General features: G+C 68.9%; 16 protein-coding genes. 9 read left to right on the top strand and 7 right to left on the bottom strand.

All coding sequences use genetic code 11. The features are described from left to right. Positions 1 to 2 precede the first annotated feature (2 nt). A complete protein-coding gene (hpt, locus tag ACU4E7_RS02910) occupies positions 3 to 539 on the bottom strand; it encodes a hypoxanthine phosphoribosyltransferase (protein WP_238120546.1) in 537 nt (178 codons plus the stop codon). A gap of 182 nt (positions 540 to 721) precedes the next feature. Here hpt and ftsE point away from each other — a divergent pair, with 182 nt between their 5' ends. From ftsE to ACU4E7_RS02885, 5 genes are all read left to right on the top strand, one after another. Then, on the top strand, positions 722 to 1,381 hold the full coding sequence (ftsE, locus tag ACU4E7_RS02905) for a cell division ATP-binding protein FtsE (protein WP_238120893.1): 660 nt from the start codon (positions 722 to 724) through the stop codon (positions 1,379 to 1,381). Continuing rightward, positions 1,368 to 2,333 carry a cell division protein FtsX gene (locus ACU4E7_RS02900; RefSeq protein ID WP_447020589.1) on the top strand — a complete coding sequence of 322 codons (966 nt, stop codon included), beginning with the start codon at positions 1,368 to 1,370 and terminating at the stop codon, positions 2,331 to 2,333. Before ftsE ends, ACU4E7_RS02900 begins: the two co-directional genes overlap by 14 nt. A 70-nt stretch (positions 2,334 to 2,403) precedes the next feature. Beyond that, positions 2,404 to 3,198, top strand: a complete 795-nt coding sequence (locus ACU4E7_RS02895) for a YdcF family protein (protein WP_238120548.1) — start codon at positions 2,404 to 2,406, stop codon at positions 3,196 to 3,198. A 24-nt stretch (positions 3,199 to 3,222) separates the two neighbouring features. Continuing rightward, on the top strand, positions 3,223 to 4,023 hold the full coding sequence (locus tag ACU4E7_RS02890; protein WP_447020588.1) for a lysophospholipid acyltransferase family protein: 801 nt from the start codon (positions 3,223 to 3,225) through the stop codon (positions 4,021 to 4,023). A 32-nt stretch (positions 4,024 to 4,055) separates the two neighbouring features. Next, positions 4,056 to 4,514, top strand: coding sequence for a hypothetical protein (locus ACU4E7_RS02885; RefSeq protein WP_238120550.1), 459 nt, complete (start codon positions 4,056 to 4,058; stop codon positions 4,512 to 4,514). 163 nt (positions 4,515 to 4,677) lie between these two features. Here the strand turns inward: ACU4E7_RS02885 and ACU4E7_RS02880 are convergent, their stop codons facing one another. Further along, positions 4,678 to 5,250, bottom strand: coding sequence for a gamma-glutamylcyclotransferase (locus ACU4E7_RS02880; protein ID WP_447020587.1), 573 nt, complete (start codon positions 5,248 to 5,250; stop codon positions 4,678 to 4,680). A 156-nt stretch (positions 5,251 to 5,406) separates the two neighbouring features. On the opposite strand from ACU4E7_RS02880, the gene ACU4E7_RS02875 reads away from it, so the two are divergent. Next, positions 5,407 to 6,483, top strand: coding sequence for a DUF2125 domain-containing protein (locus ACU4E7_RS02875; RefSeq protein WP_447020586.1), 1,077 nt, complete (start codon positions 5,407 to 5,409; stop codon positions 6,481 to 6,483). Between the two features lie 21 nt (positions 6,484 to 6,504). Here the strand turns inward: ACU4E7_RS02875 and ACU4E7_RS02870 are convergent, their stop codons facing one another. Further along, positions 6,505 to 7,638 (bottom strand): alpha-D-ribose 1-methylphosphonate 5-triphosphate diphosphatase, encoded by a 1,134-nt coding sequence (locus tag ACU4E7_RS02870; protein ID WP_447020585.1) that lies wholly within the window; start codon positions 7,636 to 7,638, stop codon positions 6,505 to 6,507. 95 nt (positions 7,639 to 7,733) lie between these two features. After that, positions 7,734 to 9,311 (bottom strand): hypothetical protein, encoded by a 1,578-nt coding sequence (locus ACU4E7_RS02865; protein ID WP_447020584.1) that lies wholly within the window; start codon positions 9,309 to 9,311, stop codon positions 7,734 to 7,736. Between the two features lie 321 nt (positions 9,312 to 9,632). Here ACU4E7_RS02865 and argB point away from each other — a divergent pair, with 321 nt between their 5' ends. Continuing rightward, positions 9,633 to 10,538 (top strand): acetylglutamate kinase, encoded by a 906-nt coding sequence (argB, locus tag ACU4E7_RS02860; RefSeq protein ID WP_447020583.1) that lies wholly within the window; start codon positions 9,633 to 9,635, stop codon positions 10,536 to 10,538. 75 nt (positions 10,539 to 10,613) lie between these two features. Here the strand turns inward: argB and ACU4E7_RS02855 are convergent, their stop codons facing one another. Then, on the bottom strand, positions 10,614 to 11,135 hold the full coding sequence (locus tag ACU4E7_RS02855; protein ID WP_447020582.1) for an N-acetyltransferase family protein: 522 nt from the start codon (positions 11,133 to 11,135) through the stop codon (positions 10,614 to 10,616). Positions 11,136 to 11,356: 221 nt separating this feature from the next. Next, on the bottom strand, positions 11,357 to 12,145 hold the full coding sequence (locus tag ACU4E7_RS02850; RefSeq protein WP_238120557.1) for a Bax inhibitor-1/YccA family protein: 789 nt from the start codon (positions 12,143 to 12,145) through the stop codon (positions 11,357 to 11,359). A gap of 272 nt (positions 12,146 to 12,417) precedes the next feature. On the opposite strand from ACU4E7_RS02850, the gene ACU4E7_RS02845 reads away from it, so the two are divergent. Further along, positions 12,418 to 13,308, top strand: a complete 891-nt coding sequence (locus tag ACU4E7_RS02845; RefSeq protein ID WP_447020581.1) for a hypothetical protein — start codon at positions 12,418 to 12,420, stop codon at positions 13,306 to 13,308. On the opposite strand, the gene ACU4E7_RS02840 is transcribed toward ACU4E7_RS02845, so the two are convergent. Continuing rightward, on the bottom strand, positions 13,296 to 14,219 hold the full coding sequence (locus tag ACU4E7_RS02840; RefSeq protein ID WP_447020580.1) for a DMT family transporter: 924 nt from the start codon (positions 14,217 to 14,219) through the stop codon (positions 13,296 to 13,298). The genes ACU4E7_RS02845 and ACU4E7_RS02840 overlap by 13 nt on opposite strands. A 122-nt stretch (positions 14,220 to 14,341) precedes the next feature. Between ACU4E7_RS02840 and ACU4E7_RS02835 the strand changes: the two genes are divergently transcribed. Continuing rightward, the gene (locus tag ACU4E7_RS02835; protein WP_447020579.1) at positions 14,342 to 15,202 is read left to right on the top strand and encodes a LysR substrate-binding domain-containing protein; all 861 of its coding nucleotides are present in this window, start codon (positions 14,342 to 14,344) and stop codon (positions 15,200 to 15,202) included. The last annotated feature ends 9 nt before the right edge of the window (positions 15,203 to 15,211 follow it).

The raw sequence follows: 15,211 nt of genomic DNA, 5'->3' as shown, positions 1-15,211 counted from the left end.
GCTCACTCCAGGCCCTGGATGTGCCCGATAAAGGGCAATTGGCGATAGGCATGGGCGACGTCCATGCCGTAGCCCACCACGAACACGTCGGGGCACTCGAAGCCGACGAAATCGGCCTTGATCTGCACCGCCCGCTTGCCGGGCTTTTCCAGCAGCACGCACACCAGAACCCGCCGCGCGCCCCGCGCCATGATCAGGTCCTTGGCAAAGGCCAGGGTGCGGCCGGATTCCAGGATGTCGTCGATGAGCAGCACGTCGCGGTCGCGCACGTCGCTTTCCAGGTCGCGCAGAATATCCACATGGCCGGAGGAGACGGTGGCGTCGCGATAGGACGACAGGTGCATGAACTCCACTTCCGGCACCAGGCCGGAGGCATGCATGGCCCGCAGCAGATCGGCGGCGAACATGAACGAGCCCTTCAGGACCGCCACCGCCAGCAGGTTCTGCGGTTCGATGGCGGCAATCTCGCCGGCTATGGCGTGATTGCGCGCGGCAATGCGGTTTTCGTCATACAGCACGGAGATGTTGGGTAGGGACATGGTTCCTCTCAGCAAGGCGGGGAGCATGGACCGGATGCCCGCAGCCGTCCAGATCGCCGCCCGCCCACCGCCATCCCTGGCACCACCGGTGCCGCCCACGGCCCGGCGGTGGGCGGGCCCGCCGGCATCGTCTATGTTGCTTTCGCAACTGCCACGGACGATTCGGGGGAAGGGTGGAACATCTGGTCCGGTTCGAGAATGTCGGCCTGCGATACGGGATGGGCTCGGAGGTGCTGAAGGACGTGACCTTCAGCATCGCGCCGAAGTCGTTCCAGTTTCTCACGGGCCCCTCGGGCGCGGGCAAGACCACCCTGATGCGCCTGCTGTTCCTGTCGCTGCGGCCGACCCGGGGCCTCATCACGTTGTTCGGGCGCGACGTGTCCTCGCTCGATCCGGACGAGGTGGCGGTGCTGCGCCGGCGCATCGGCATCGTGTTCCAGGATTTCCGCCTGCTCGACCACCTCACCACCTATGAGAACGTGGCCCTGCCGCTACGGGTGCTCGGCAAGGAGGAGGCGAGCTATCGCGGCGAAGTCACCGAACTGCTCCACTGGGTGGGCCTGGGCGATCGTATGGACGTGCTGCCGCCGGTGCTGTCCGGGGGAGAGAAGCAGCGGGCGGCCATCGCCCGGGCGCTGATCGGCCGGCCGGAATTCCTGCTGGCGGACGAGCCCACCGGCAATGTGGATCCCACGCTGGCGCGGCGGCTGCTGCGCTTGTTCATCGAACTCAACCGCACCGGGACATCCGTGCTGCTGGCCACCCATGACATCGCGCTCATGGACCAGTACGACGCCCGGCGCCTCGTGATCGCGGACGGTCGCCTCTATGTCTACGACTGACACCGCCCCCGCCAACGGCGCGCCAAAGGCCGCCGAGGGCGCGCCGCGCCCGCCCAAGGCGCGGCCGCAGACCTCCATCGTGCCCGGCGCCACCATCGCCGGCCGGGCGCTGGTGGCGGTGGTGGCCATCATGACCTTTCTCGCCTCCCTCACCATCGGCGCGGCACTGGCGGTGCGCTCCACCGCCAGCCACTGGCGCTCGGACGTGACGCGCGAGGTGACCATCCAGATCCGCGCCGGCGACCGCAAGCTCACCGACGCCCAGGTACAGCAGGCCGCCGAGATCGCCCGCACCACGCCCGGCGTCACCGATGCCCATATCCTTTCCACAGAGGAAACCGGGCGGCTGCTGGAGCCGTGGCTCGGCGCCGGGCTCGACCTCGGCGACCTGCCGGTGCCGCGGGTGGTGGTGGTGAAGCTCGCGCCCGGCGCGGCGGTGGATTTCGCCAAGCTGCGCCGCACCTTGTCCGATCGCATTCCCACCGCCTCCCTGGATGATCATCGCCTGTGGTCGCGCCGGCTCGGCGCCATGGCGGAAGGGGTCGTGCTCACCGGGGTGGTGCTGCTGGTGCTGGTGGGGCTCGCCACCATCCTCTCGGTGGTGTTCGCCACCCGGGCGGCGGTGGCCACCAACCGGGCGGTGGTGGAGGTGCTGCATTTCGTCGGCGCCCGCGACGGCTTCATCGCCGCCCAGTTCCAGCGGCACTTCCTGAAGATCGGCGCCCAGGGCGGGGTGATCGGCGGCTGCGCCGCAGCGCTGCTGTTCGGCGCCATCGTCGGCCTGCCGCGCTTCGGGCTGGTGGGCGATCCGGAGGACCCGACCTTCCTCGGCTGGCTCAACCCCGGCATCTGGGGCTTCGTGGGCATTGCCGGCGCGGTGCTGGTGGTGGCCCTGGCGACGGCGCTCACGTCGCGCATCACCGTTTACCGTACGTTGAGAACGATCCAATGAAGGCCGCAGCCGTCGCGCATGCGGCGGTGAAGTCCTCGCCGCCGCCGCATTCAGCCCGCAAGGTTGGGGTATGAACGCGACTGATTTGTCGCCCCCTGGCCGATCCGAGCATCGCAACGAAGAGGGGCGCACGGCGGAGGAGCACGACGCGCTGACCGCGGCCGCACAGGCCGAGGCTGGGCCTGCGCCTGCGCCGGGTCGTGGCTGGCGCCGCCAGTTGCTGCGCCGCAGTCTCATCGCGGTGGTGCTGCTGGTGGGTCTCGGTGGCCTGACGGTGTTCGCCGGCTTCCTTGCTTTCCTGACGCAGATCCCGGTGCGCGAGCCCATCCAGATCAAGCCCGCCGACGCCATCGTGGTGCTCACCGGTGGGGCCTCGCGCATCGCTGACGCGGTCAATCTGCTGGCGGAGGGGCGGGGGCGGCGGCTGCTCATCACCGGGGTCAATCCCATCACTTCTCCGCTCGAGCTCAAGCGCACCCTGCCATCGGGCGAGGAATTGCTGACCTGCTGCATCGATCTCGGCCACAAGGCCCTCAACACAAGGGGCAATGCCATCGAGGCGGCCGAATGGGCGCGCAGCCAGCGCTTCCGCTCGCTGGTGGTGGTGACCTCCGCCTGGCACATGCCGCGCGCCCTGGTGGAACTGAACCGCTCCCTGCCCGATGTGGAGCTGGTGGCTTATCCCGTGGTCACCTCGCGGATGGAGGCGGAGCAATGGTGGCGCAATCCCGCCACCCTGAAGCTGCTCTTCAAGGAATATTTGAAGTACATGATGGCTAAGGCGAAGATCCGCCCGGCGCAAGCCGTGGCCGAGGCCGACGCCGCGCGGTCGCACGCCCCCGCCGAGGCGCGCGTTTCGCCCTGATGCCGGCGGAGGGGAGCTTGCCCGGTGACGGCGCTGCGTTCGTTCGTGTTCCAGATGGTCTTCTTTCTGGTGACGACGCTTTATCTCTTGGCGTTCACGCCGCTCTTGCCCTTCCTCTCCCGCGCGGCCCTGTGGCGGACCGCCGTGCGGTACTGGGTAGCCACCAACAACACCCTTCTGTGGCTCCTGTGCGGCACGCGGGTGGAGATCCGCGGGCGTGAGAACATTCCCCCCGGGCCGCTGCTGATCGCCGCCAAGCACCAGTCGGCGTGGGAGACCTTCGCGCTGCTGCCGCTGTTCGCCGACCCCGCCTTCATCCTCAAGCGGGAACTGACCCGCATTCCCGTGTTCGGCTGGTTCCTCGCCAAGACCGGGATGATTCCGGTGGACCGCAGCGCCGGCATGTCGGCCCTGAAGGCCATGACCCGGGCGGCCCGGGTCGAGGTGGGGCAGGGGCGGCAGATCCTCATCTTTCCCGAGGGCACCCGCCGCCCGCCGGGGGCGCCGCCCGACTACAAGTTCGGCGTGGCGCATCTGTATGGGGCCCTCGACGTGCCCTGCCTGCCCATCGCCCTCAATTCGGGCCTGTTCTGGCCGCGCCGCGCCATCACCAAGCGGGCGGGGACGATCCGGGTCGAGATCCTGCCGCCGATCCCTGCGGGGTTGGGCCGCGCCGACTTCATGGCGCGCCTGGAGCACGACATCGAAGGGGCCAGCGACCGCCTGCTCGAAGCCGGGCTGCGGGAGCTCGGCGCGCGGGCGCCGAAGGAGCTGGCCGACCGGCTGGCGGGATCCCCGCTGTCCACCCCTGTGGAAAACTCTTGATCGGGATTCTTGGGTGTTCTAGTTTCGTTCCCATGAACGCGACTGATTCGCTCCTGACCCCTTTGTCCGATGCCGGCTGCCTCAGCGGCCTGAAGCATGGCGCCCTTGGCGCGCGCTATCGCTTCTGGCGTGACACCGACGGTACGCGGCATGTGTTCTCGGTCTATCCCGCCGATGCGGCGCCGGACTATCCGGATGCCGTCGCCATCGTCGCGCGGCGCACCCCGGCGGGCTCCATCGCCATGTGGGTGGGCCCGGCCGGCGAGGTGGCCCGTCAGGCGGCGCAGCGGCTGGATGCGGAAGAAATCCACATCCATGTGCTGGGCGAAGACGAACAGGCGGAAGGCCTGCGGCGCTATCTCAACCGGCCGGCGCCGCAGCCGCGCACGGTGGATGCCCGCGCCGGCGAGGGACGGCCGCGCGGCTCCGAGGGTCGCGCCCGCTTTGCCGGCCTGCTGCCGGCGCCCTGTGGTGGCCGTCACGCCGCCTGAGGGGGACGACCACCCACACCGGCCGGGCGCTACAGCGCGTGCGGGCGGGACGGGGTTGTGCACCACGGTGGCTTACAGCGCCGGTCGTGCCGCGCGCTTCTCGCGCGGCTCTCTCCTGCCGATATGAGGCGTGAACCGTCGCGCCGCGCGCCGGGCGTGCTGGCTAGGGGGCGTCGCCGGCGGGATGGGCCGGGTGGCGCAGCTGCCGGGCGATCCAGCTGAGTTCGGGATCAGCGAGTCCCATGGCCTCGAGGCTGCCGACAGTGGCGATCACATAATCCGCATTGGGACCGGACTGTCCGTGGGAGCGCCGCACCAGCCGCAGCTGCTCTTCGCGATCGAGGATGCCGGCATATTGGCTGTGCCCCCGGTTGACCAGATAGGCGATGGCCGGGGCGGCGCGGCGCGAGCCATCCAGCAGGTGTACCCGCCGGGTGGTTTCCAGATACACGCCGGAGATCTGTTCCCGCGCGGTGAGATAGGCATGGGTGTCCGGCCAATGGGCCGGCGCGACCCGATAGGCAATGCCGCGGCAGGAGCCGCCGCGTTCCAGCCCGAACACCAGCCCGGGCCGCTCCGGCGTGCCGCGATGGTGGAAGGAATAGACGCACAGCGCCCGATGGGCCCCGATGAGGCGCGCCTCGCAGCGCTCCTCGAAGGGGAACCCAGGGTTCCACATCAACGAGCCATAGGCGAACACCCAGTGGTCGTGGCAAGGCTCCCGCACTTCGCTCATAATGTTCGGCGATGCTCTCGGCGTTGACAGTTGCAACCCCGCGTCGCCTAACAGCGTGGGCGCCCGGCTGCAAGGGACCCCCCGCGATTCGCGAGGCGGTCGCCGGCCGTGCGCCGGTTCCAGTTGTTCCCCATGGATCAGCCCCCAAGGATCCCCATGACGGCCGCCGATCAGCCTTCCAAGCCTCCCCGCCGCAGCCGTGCCCGGCGCTGGATCGTCATCGCGCCCGTGGCGCTGCTGGTGCTGCTGGCGGTGGGGTGGAGCGCGGTGTGGGTCTATGCCGCCAACCGCGCCGAGCATGAGCTCGATGCCTGGGTGGGCCGCGAGGCCAAGCTCGGGCGGGTGTGGAATTGTCCGGACCGGCGACTGGGAGGGTTCCCCTTCCGTTTTGAATTGACCTGCGCCACGCCGAGCCTGGAGACCCGCGGCGGCGATGCGATGCGTGTCACGGCCGTGTCGTCGCGCACCGTGGCGCAGATCTGGGCGCCCAATCATATCGTGGCGGAGTTCACCGGGCCGGCGCGGGTGGAGGATCTCACCACCGGCGCGGCCTATCTGGCGCGGTGGAGCCTGCTGCAGATGAGCGGCGTGGGTGATCTGAGCGGCCAGCCGCAGCGCTTTTCCCTGGTGGCGCACGAGCCGGTGCTGGAGAAGCCGGAAGCGGTGGGCGCGCCGCAGGGCCCGCTGCTCATGGCGCGGCTGCTGGAATTCCATGTGCGGCGGCTGCCGGGCAAGGCGGGGCCGGATGCGCTCGACTATGCCTTCGGCCTGAACGGTGGCGAAAGCGCGCTGTTCAAGGAGGCTGGCAGCGAGGGGCCGGTGGACGTCACCGTGCAGGGCATCGTCACCGCCGCTGCGGACCTGAGACCCATGCCGCTGGTGCAGCGGCTGCGGGCCTGGGCGGCGGCCGGTGGCGTGGCGCGGCTGGAGCGCTTCACCGTGTCGGCGCCGAACCTCTCCGCCTCGGCCAAGGGCGTGCTGGGCCTTGATCCGCAGGGGCGCCTCAATGGCAATCTCGATCTCGGCTTCTCCGGTCTGAACGACCTGGTGAAGCAGCTGGATCGCGCCGGCGTCATCCCCAGCGAGCTCTCGCCCATCGTCGGTGCGCTCGCCATGGTCGGGCGTCCAGGTCCGGTGGATGGGCGGCCGGGGGTGACCTTCGCGCTGTCGTTCAAGGATGGCACCCTGCGCCTGGGGGGCTTCCCGGTAGGCATGGTGCCGCCGGCCTTCTAGGGCGGGCGTCTCCCGGCGCGCTCAATGCATGCGGGCGCCGGCCACCAGCACCTCGCGCACCACGGGCGTATCGTCCACCACGCGGAAGCGCAGCACGTCGGCCCGCAGGCCGACGGCCAAACGGCCGCGATCGGTGAGACCCACCATCTCCGCCGGCGCGCGGGTGACGCGGGCGAAGGCGCGGGGCAGGGGCTCCCCGTGGATGCGATGCAGCCCCACTGCCGCCTGCAGCAGGCTGGCGGGAACGTAATCGGACGCCAGGGCATCGAGGAGGTCGGCGGCGGCCAGGTCCCGCATGGCGACGCCGCCCGAATGGGAGCCGCCACGCACCACGTTCGGCGCCCCGCCGATGGTGGCGAGGCCCGCCGCGCGGGCGGCGGCGGCGGCCTCACGGGTGGTGGGAAACTCGCTCATCACGCAGCCGGCGCCGCGCGCCATTTCCACATGCTCTACGGTGGTGTCGTCATGGCTGGCGCGCACCACGCCCCGGTCCCGCAGCAGTGCCGCCAGGGGCTCGAAATTCCGCGCCACCGCCGCGCGGCCCCGGGCGGAGCGCTCGACGATCTCGGTCTCGGTCTCCTCCGCCGTCTTGCCGATGCCGAGCAGGAAGGTGCGCAGGCTGTCCACATTGCGCCATTGCCGCGCGCCGGGGGTGTGGTCCATGAGCGAGGCGAGGCCCACGGCGGCGCGCCCGAGGGCCGGCTCCGCGAGCGCCAGAAGGTCCGGGTCGGTCATCTCGCAGCGCAGGTGGATGCGGTGATCGGCGCGGAACAGCGCCTGCTCGTTTTCCACCGCATCGAGCATCACCGTGAACAGGTCGCGCCGCGCCGCCTTGGCCTGGTCGAAGCCGCCGGCGCAGATGGCGTCGAACACGGTGGTGATGCCGCTGGCGATGATCTGCCCGTCATGGGCCAGCGCCGCGGCGCGGGCATCGGGCCAATAGGCCTTGGGGCGCGGCACGAAATGGGTTTCGAGCGCGTCGGTGTGCAGGTCGATGAGGCCGGCGCTGAGATAGTCCCCGGCGCAGTCGACGGCCCCGGGCAGCCGGCTGCGGCCTGGCTCCACGGCGGCAATGCGGCCATCACGCACCACCAGCGTGCCGTCCAGCACCGTGTCGTCGAGGATGAGGCGGGCGTGGGTGTAGACGGTTTCCATCAGAAGACGATCCGGTCGTGGCAGACGGCTGAGAGGCGAGGGCCTGCCAGAAAAGCATGACGCCCCCGTGACCGGGAGCGCCTGCCGGTCGACCCTCACTTCTCGGCGCTGGCCGGGGGCGGGGGGATGACCTGATAAAGCTGAAAGCGCTCGCCTTCATAGATCATCTTCAGCCGGTCGGGGTCGGGATTCGGCGCGCCGCGCTCGGTGAAGAGCAGATAGACGTAATCGAAATTCCTGGGCCACAGGTCCCAATAGCGCGGCCCGTCCACCGTGGGCTCGTCCTCGGTAATGAGGAGCTGCTCCACCTGCGGCGGGGTGCCGTCCTCGGTGTCCACATGGTCGCGATAGGGCGGGTTGACCCTGAGGATCTGCTTGCCCTTCACCGTGAAGGCGGTGGTGACCAGAGACGAGCGCTCGATAATGGCGAGGCAGGCCGCATGCACGAGACCAAGGTCCCGCGGATCATTGCCGCCCTGCAGGTCGGCATAGGCCACCAGCACCCGCGAGCCGGGGTGGATGAGGGTGATGGACTTGTCGAAATTGGTGGTCCACTGGCTGAGCCGGTTCCACACCAGCTGCACCTCTCCCACGCGCACCGCCAGCAGCACCAGCAGCACCGCGATGAAGCCGCGCTGGGCCAGCCGGTGGCGCAGGTCCACGCGGATGGTGGCGAGCACCATGAAGGCGATGGCGATGGGCATGCGCTGGTCGGCCATATAGGTGGCGAACACCACCCGGGGCATGGCGAGATAGATGGTCACCGACACCAGCAGCAGCGGCAGCAGCAGCGGCGCGGTGCGCAGCAGCCGGTGCTGAATGGCCCAGGCCGCCGCCAGCACCACCACCGCCGTGAGGCCGAAGGCGACCAGGTCGTAATAGACGTTGATGACGAATTCGACGCCCTGCAGCTTGCCCTGCGGCTCCCAGATGTTCTGGGTGGACAGGCCCCAGGTGGGGCTCGCCAGCAGCATGGGGATGATGATGGCGAACGGCAGGCCGGAGGCGACGAAATCCACCAGCCGCGGCAGCAGCGGCGTCTCCCGCCGCCCGAACAGGCGGGCGAGCTCGAACGAGAGGATGCCCACCGCATAGACCCCCGCCGCGAACAGGTGGCAGAAGAACAGGGCGACGATGAACAGGGTGGAAACGGCGAACCGCCACGGCCAAGGCTTCTCCCGCAGCAGGCTCCAGAACGCCAGGGCAAACAGCGCGAGGCCGATGCCGAAATAATAGTTCATCACGCCGATGAGGAAGATGCTGTTGTACAGCAGCGGAAACGCCAGCAGCGGGATGGCGGACCACTGGCCGAACAGCGCGCGATGCAGTGTGAGGGTGCCACCGACGATGAGCGCGAAGCACATCAGCGTGTAGATCTCACCGGCCAGATAGATGTTGGTGAAGCGGTCGATGACCGGCACCACCAGATCCATCATGAGGTTCGGCAGGATCGACCAGTCCAGCGCGTAGAAGCGGGCGAGATCCTTGTCGTGGGGCAGGGCGGCGATGACATGCATGCGCGCCAGATGGTTCACATAATCCGACAGCGGCGGAATGGGGTGGGTCAGGATCGGGATGGACACCAGAGCCAGGCACACCACGAACAGGATGGCGATGGTCCGCACGGACAGGTTGAGCGGCCGGCGCGGGGGCAGACGGGAAGGCGCGGACATGGCGTGTTCTGCCTTGCGAGGCGCATCGGGGATGCGCACGCTGGGTTGAGGGGTACGACGCGTAGGTCACTTCAGGAAAGGCTGACGTCAGTGTGCGCCGACCCGCGAAAAACAACGGGCCTTCGCAGCCGCGTCAGCGCGGTTCGGCCGCGCTCTTCGCACCTCGATTGTGGTGGGCCGGAGGCGGATTTTGATCACGTTCTCGTGATCTTGAAAATGGGGACGCGGCGGGCCATCAACAGATCCCGCCACCCTTCCCGGCGCGCGCCGAACCGGCTATGAGGGCGCCGTCCGGCATCCCTTCAGCCTGCGAGCCCCGTCATGAGCGCCATCGCCCCCAATTCCATCGCGGAAGCCCAGCTGCAGGCCGAGGTTCTGGCCAAGGCCCTGCCGCACATGCAGCGCTACGATGATGCCATCGTGGTGGTGAAATATGGCGGCCACGCCATGGGTGACGAGCAGGTGGCGCGTCATTTCGCCCAGGATATCGTGCTGCTGGAGCAGGCGGGCGTGAACCCGGTGGTGGTGCATGGTGGCGGCCCGCAGATCGGCGCCATGCTGTCCAAGCTCGGCATCAAGTCCGAATTCGCCGGCGGCCTGCGCATCACCGACAAGGCGACGGTGGAGATCGTCGAGATGGTGCTGGCCGGCTCCATCAACAAGCAGATCGTCGGCTTCATCAACGAGGCGGGCGGCAAGGCCATCGGCCTGTGCGGCAAGGATGGCAACATGGTGCGGGCCCGCAAGGCCAACCGCACCGTGGTGGACCCCGGCAGCAAGATCGAGCAGGTGGTGGACCTCGGCTTTGTCGGCGAGCCCGACACGGTCGACACCATGGTGCTGGACCAGATCCTCGGCCGCGACCTCATCCCGGTGCTGGCGCCGGTGGCCGCGGCGGTGGATGGCGGCACCTACAATGTGAATGCCGACACCTTCGCCGGCGCCATCGCCGGCGCGCTGCACGCCAAGCGGCTGCTGCTGCTCACCGACGTGCCGGGCGTGCTCGACAAGAACAAGGTGCTGATCCCCAAGCTCACCATCGCCGAGGCCCATGCGCTGATCGCCGATGGCACCATCTCCGGCGGCATGATCCCCAAGGTGGAAACCTGCATCTACGCCCTGGAGAAGGGCGTGGAAGGCGTGGTCATCCTCGACGGCAAGGTGCCCCACGCGGTGCTCCTGGAGCTGCTCACCGACCACGGCGCGGGCACCCTCATCACCCGTTGACCCCCGGGCCACGCCGCGCCCCTGTTGACCCGATGGTGTGGCCCCGCGCCGTAAAGCGCGGGGCCACACATGTGTTCAGAGGGTTGGCGCGGTGGTGGCGCCGGCGCCCAGGGCGCGCTGCATCAGCACCGTGTCGATCCAGCGGCCGAGCTTGAAGCCGGTGGCGGGCAGGATGCCGATGGGGGCGAAGCCGCAGGCCCGGTGCAAGGCGATGGAACCGGCATTGCCGCTGTCGCCGATCACCGCCACCATCTGGCGGAAGTCGCGGCGTTCGCATTCGCTGATCAGCGCCTCCAGCAACGCCTTGCCGATGCCGCGGCCGTGCTGGGTCTCATCCACATAGACGGAATTCTCGACCGTGTGCTTGTAGGCCACCCGCGGACGGAAGGCGGTGGCATAGGCATAGCCCACAACGCGGCCGTCTTCCTCCATCACCAGGAAGGGATAGCCGGCGTCGATGACCGCCTGGCGGCGGCGCGCCATCTCCTCGGGCCCGGGCGGGTCGATCTCGAAGGAGGCGGTGCCAGCGAGCACGGCGGCATCATAGATGGCGGCGATGGCGGAGCTGTCTTCTGGGGAGGCGGCGCGGATCGGCATGGCCTGTCTTTCCAGGGCTTTTAGAACGGGCGCCGCGTGGGCCCGGCCAGGGGCTGGCCGGGGTGCCCCACGCGGCGGGCGGCTCTTCTTATAGCAACCCCGCATGCCCTTGGTTCATGCGCTTTGGTCATGCGTCGCCGAGCGGGGCTGCCATCGGCGCGGCGCAAAAGAAAACCCCGGCCGAAGCCGGGGTTTCCGAAGATCCGTCGGGCGTCGCAGCGTCAGTCGTTGCCGCGGTTGCCGAACAGCTGGAGCAGCATCATGAACAGGTTGATGAAGTCCAGGTAGAGGGCAAGGGCGCCCATGATGGCCTTCTTGCCCATCACGGCCGTATCGTCGCCGGCGAAATACATCTCCTTGATGCGCTGGGTGTCGTAGGCGGTGAGGCCCGCAAACACCAGAACGCCGACCACGGACACGATGAACTGCAGCATCGTGGAGCCGAGGAAGATGTTCACCAGCGAGGCGATGATGATGCCGAACAGGCCCATCATCAGGAACGAGCCCATGCCGGAGAGATCGCGCTGGGTGGTGTAGCCATAAAGGCTCAGCGCACCAAACGAGGCCGCGGTGATGAAGAACACCCGGACGATGCTCTCGTGCGTGTACACGAGGAAGATGGTGGCGAGCGAGACACCCACCAGGCCGGCATAGAGCCAGAAGGTGAGCTGGGCCGCCGAGACGCTCATGCGCTCAATGCGGAAGCTGAGGAAGAACACGGCCGCCAGCGGCGCGAGCATCACCACCCACTTCAGCGGGCTCACGAACAGCGTGTAGCCGAACTGGGTCAGCATGATGCCGCCCGCCACCCGGCCCGCCGCCAGGCTCGGATCGGTGGTCACCGACAGCATGTAGATGCCGAGCGCAGCCGCGCCGGTGATGGCGAGGCCCAGCGCCATGTAGTTGTACACGCTCAACATATATGAGCGGAGACCTTGGTCGATCGCGGCCTGCGAGCGTGCCACCGACGGGTTCCAACGCCCGGCGACGTTGCGATCATAATCGGACATCGTCGTTCCCCTTTAAGAAACTTCAAACCCGGCCCATGCCCGACACGGACCGGGGGGTTCGTGCGTCAATATGGTGGGTTCGGCATAGCCGGGCAAGACGAGCCAAGATGAAATTTACGCAAGGTCACTCTAGGTCAGGGGCCATTTGGCGCGCTTCTCCGCTCCCGTCTGGTTGCGGCATCCGCTATAGTGGATCAGGGGGTGTGGCGGCGATGAGATCTGCTGGGGGGCGGACCCGCGATCTATGGCGTTGTGCGGCGGGCGCACGCCGTGTGCACGGCCGCGCGTCCACCGCGCATGCGGTGCTGGCGACACGGGAGACGCACAGGACACAGGAGACTCGGGGCCTGCCGTTCGTCGGCGTCGCGGCGTGGTCGCCCCTGTTGTGGCCGTTCGCCATGCTCCTGTGCCCGGAGGAGGCGCGGGCGGGTGCGTGGACCCTGCGGCCCGGGGAAGGCCAGATCATCGCCCAGACCACCCTGGCCCACGCGTCGTCCGAGTTCGGCCCGTCATCGGCTCTTTACGACAGTCGTCCCTATGACAAGGCCGAGGTGACGCTGGTCTTTGAGTATGGGTTGACCGACTGGCTGACGGTGCTGGCGGCGCCACAGCTGTTGTCGGTGTCCCTGGGCGCGCCCGACCCCTCGTCCTACACCGGCCTTGGCTATACGGACGCCGGCGCCCGTGTCCGCCTCTGGCAGGGGGAGGGGGTGGTGGTCTCCGGCCAGGTGGTCGGGCGGTTTTCCGGCACCGGCCAGTCCCGCAGCGCCGCCGCGGTCGGCTATGAAGACCCCGAATTGGACCTGCGGCTGCTGGCGGGCTTTTCGTTCATGCTGTGGGAGCGGGCGGCGTTTCTCGACCTGCAACTGGCGCAGCGCCAGCGGTTTGGCGATCCGCCGGATGAACTGCACCTGGATGTGACCCTGGGGGTGCGCCTCACCGAGCGCTGGCAGGGGCTGGTGCAGTTCTTCAACGTCATGTCGGAGGGCGCCGGCGAGGGGCCCTATTTCGATGTGTCGTACGAATATTACAAGCTCCAGCTCGGGGCCGCCTTCGACTGGAGCGCGGCCCTGACCCTGCAGGCGGCTGTGGTGACCACCTATTTCGCTCGCAATGCCCCCCAGGAAAATGGGCTGGTGCTGAGTGCGCTCTATCGCTTCTGAACCGATGCCCGCTGGGTGGTCACCAGCCGGATGCCGAGGGCGATGGGCACGATGCCGAGAATGTCCAGGGGCGGCACGGTCTCGCCCAGCAGCAGCCAGCCGAACATGAGGCCCAGGGGCGGCATCAGAAAGTGCAGGGCGCTGGCCTTGGTGGCGCTGGAGCGGTTGAGGATCAGCAGCCACAGGCTGAAGGCCCCCACCGATCCGGCGAGGGTGAGATAGAGGAAGGCGGTGACCAGCGAGGGGGTGAGGTGCACCTGCCCCGGGTCTTCCATGAGGAACGCGATGGGCGCCAGCACCGCCCCGCCGGCGAGGGCCTGGATGCCGCTGCCCATCACCAGCGTGCCGGCGGGCAGACGCATGCGCTTGTAGGCGAGGGTCCCGGCGGTGAGGGAGACCAGGGCCGCCAGCACGAACACCGTGCCAAGGGGGTCTTCATGGCCCTGGCCCAGTCGCGACCGCAGCACGAACGCCACCCCGACGAATCCCAGCAACAGCCCCACCAGCTTGCGCGGCGTCAGGCGCTCCCCCAGCAGGGGCGCGGCGGCCAGGGCGGTGAGCAGCGGGGTGGCGCTGACAACGACGGCGGTGAAGCCGGCGGAGACCGTGGTCATGCCCATGAAGCTGAAGCCCAGATAGGCCGCGTTGTTCAGAGTGCCGATGATCGCGAACATGGCGAGGGTCCGCCAGCTGATGCGCGAGAACTGGCCCATGAGCGCACAGGCCGCCAGCAGCACGCCCCCCGCCAGCAGGAAGCGGGCGCACAGCAGCAGCAGCGGCGGGCAGTCGACCACCGCCGTCTTGGCGGCGGCAAAGGCGGAGCTCCAGATTAGGCAGAACAGGATGATGGGCACCAGGCTGCCATCGAAGCCGGAGGGCGCGCGCGCGGTGGAGGTCAGGGGTGTGGTCATCAGGCATCCTAGAAGCGCCACCGTGCGACGACAGTGGGCCATCACCAGCATGCACAGGGCTGGTGCATTTAGAAATTCGATGTTTTGATGTTCGGTAGTGGAAATATGAATATGTGGCGCCGATGTTCGATCTCGACCTCCTCAAGGCGTTCGTCAGCGTGGTGGATGCCGGGGGCTTCACCCGTGCCGGCGAGCGGGTGCACCGCACTCAATCGACGGTGAGCCAGCAGGTGCGGCGCCTGGAAGAGCAGGCGGGCCACGAACTGCTGGTGCGCGGCGCGCGGACGGTGAGCCTCACCGGCGAGGGGGAACGCCTGCTGTCCTACGCCCGCCGGATTCTCGCCCTCAGCGCCGAGGCTCGGGCGGCGCTGGCCGAGGGCAGTGTGGAGGTGGTGCGGCTGGGCATGCCGGAGGATTTCGCGGTGGCCGCCCTTACCGGATTGATCGCCGATTTCGCCCGCAGCCATCCCCATGTGCGCCTGTCCGTGCGCTGCGCCCTCAGCAGTGCCCTGGCGGCGGACCTCGCGCGCGGCGACCTGGATCTGGCGCTGATGAAGCGCGCTCCGGGCGGCCTGCCGGCGCGGGCGGTGTGGCCGGAGCGGCTGGTGTGGGTGGCCGGGCCGTTCGAGCCGGCGCCGGACGCGCCGGTGCCGCTGGTGGCGTTCCCGCAGGGCTGCCTCTATCGCGACCGGGCGGTGCATGCGCTGGAGCGCGCCGGCCGCGACTGGCGCATCGCCTATGAAAGCCCGAACCTGGTGGGCATCGAGGCGGCGCTGGCGGGGGGCCTCGGGGTGGCCCTGCTGGAGCGCCGCGCCTGTGCGCCCGGCCAGCGGATCTTGGCGGCGGCCGACGGCCTGCCGGCGATCCAGCCCACCGAATTGGCCCTGTGCCTGGCGGAGCGCCCGGCCGCGGCGGTGGACGCTTTGGCCGCCGCCATCATCGCCTTCTGCGAGGAGGAGGCCGGCGCCCGCCGTGCGGCCTGAGCGGGGGGT

The organism is Xanthobacter sp. ZOL 2024 (assembly GCF_052932325.1).
Note: the sequence above shows the minus strand (reverse complement) of the source record. Positions and strands in the feature narration are given on the sequence as shown.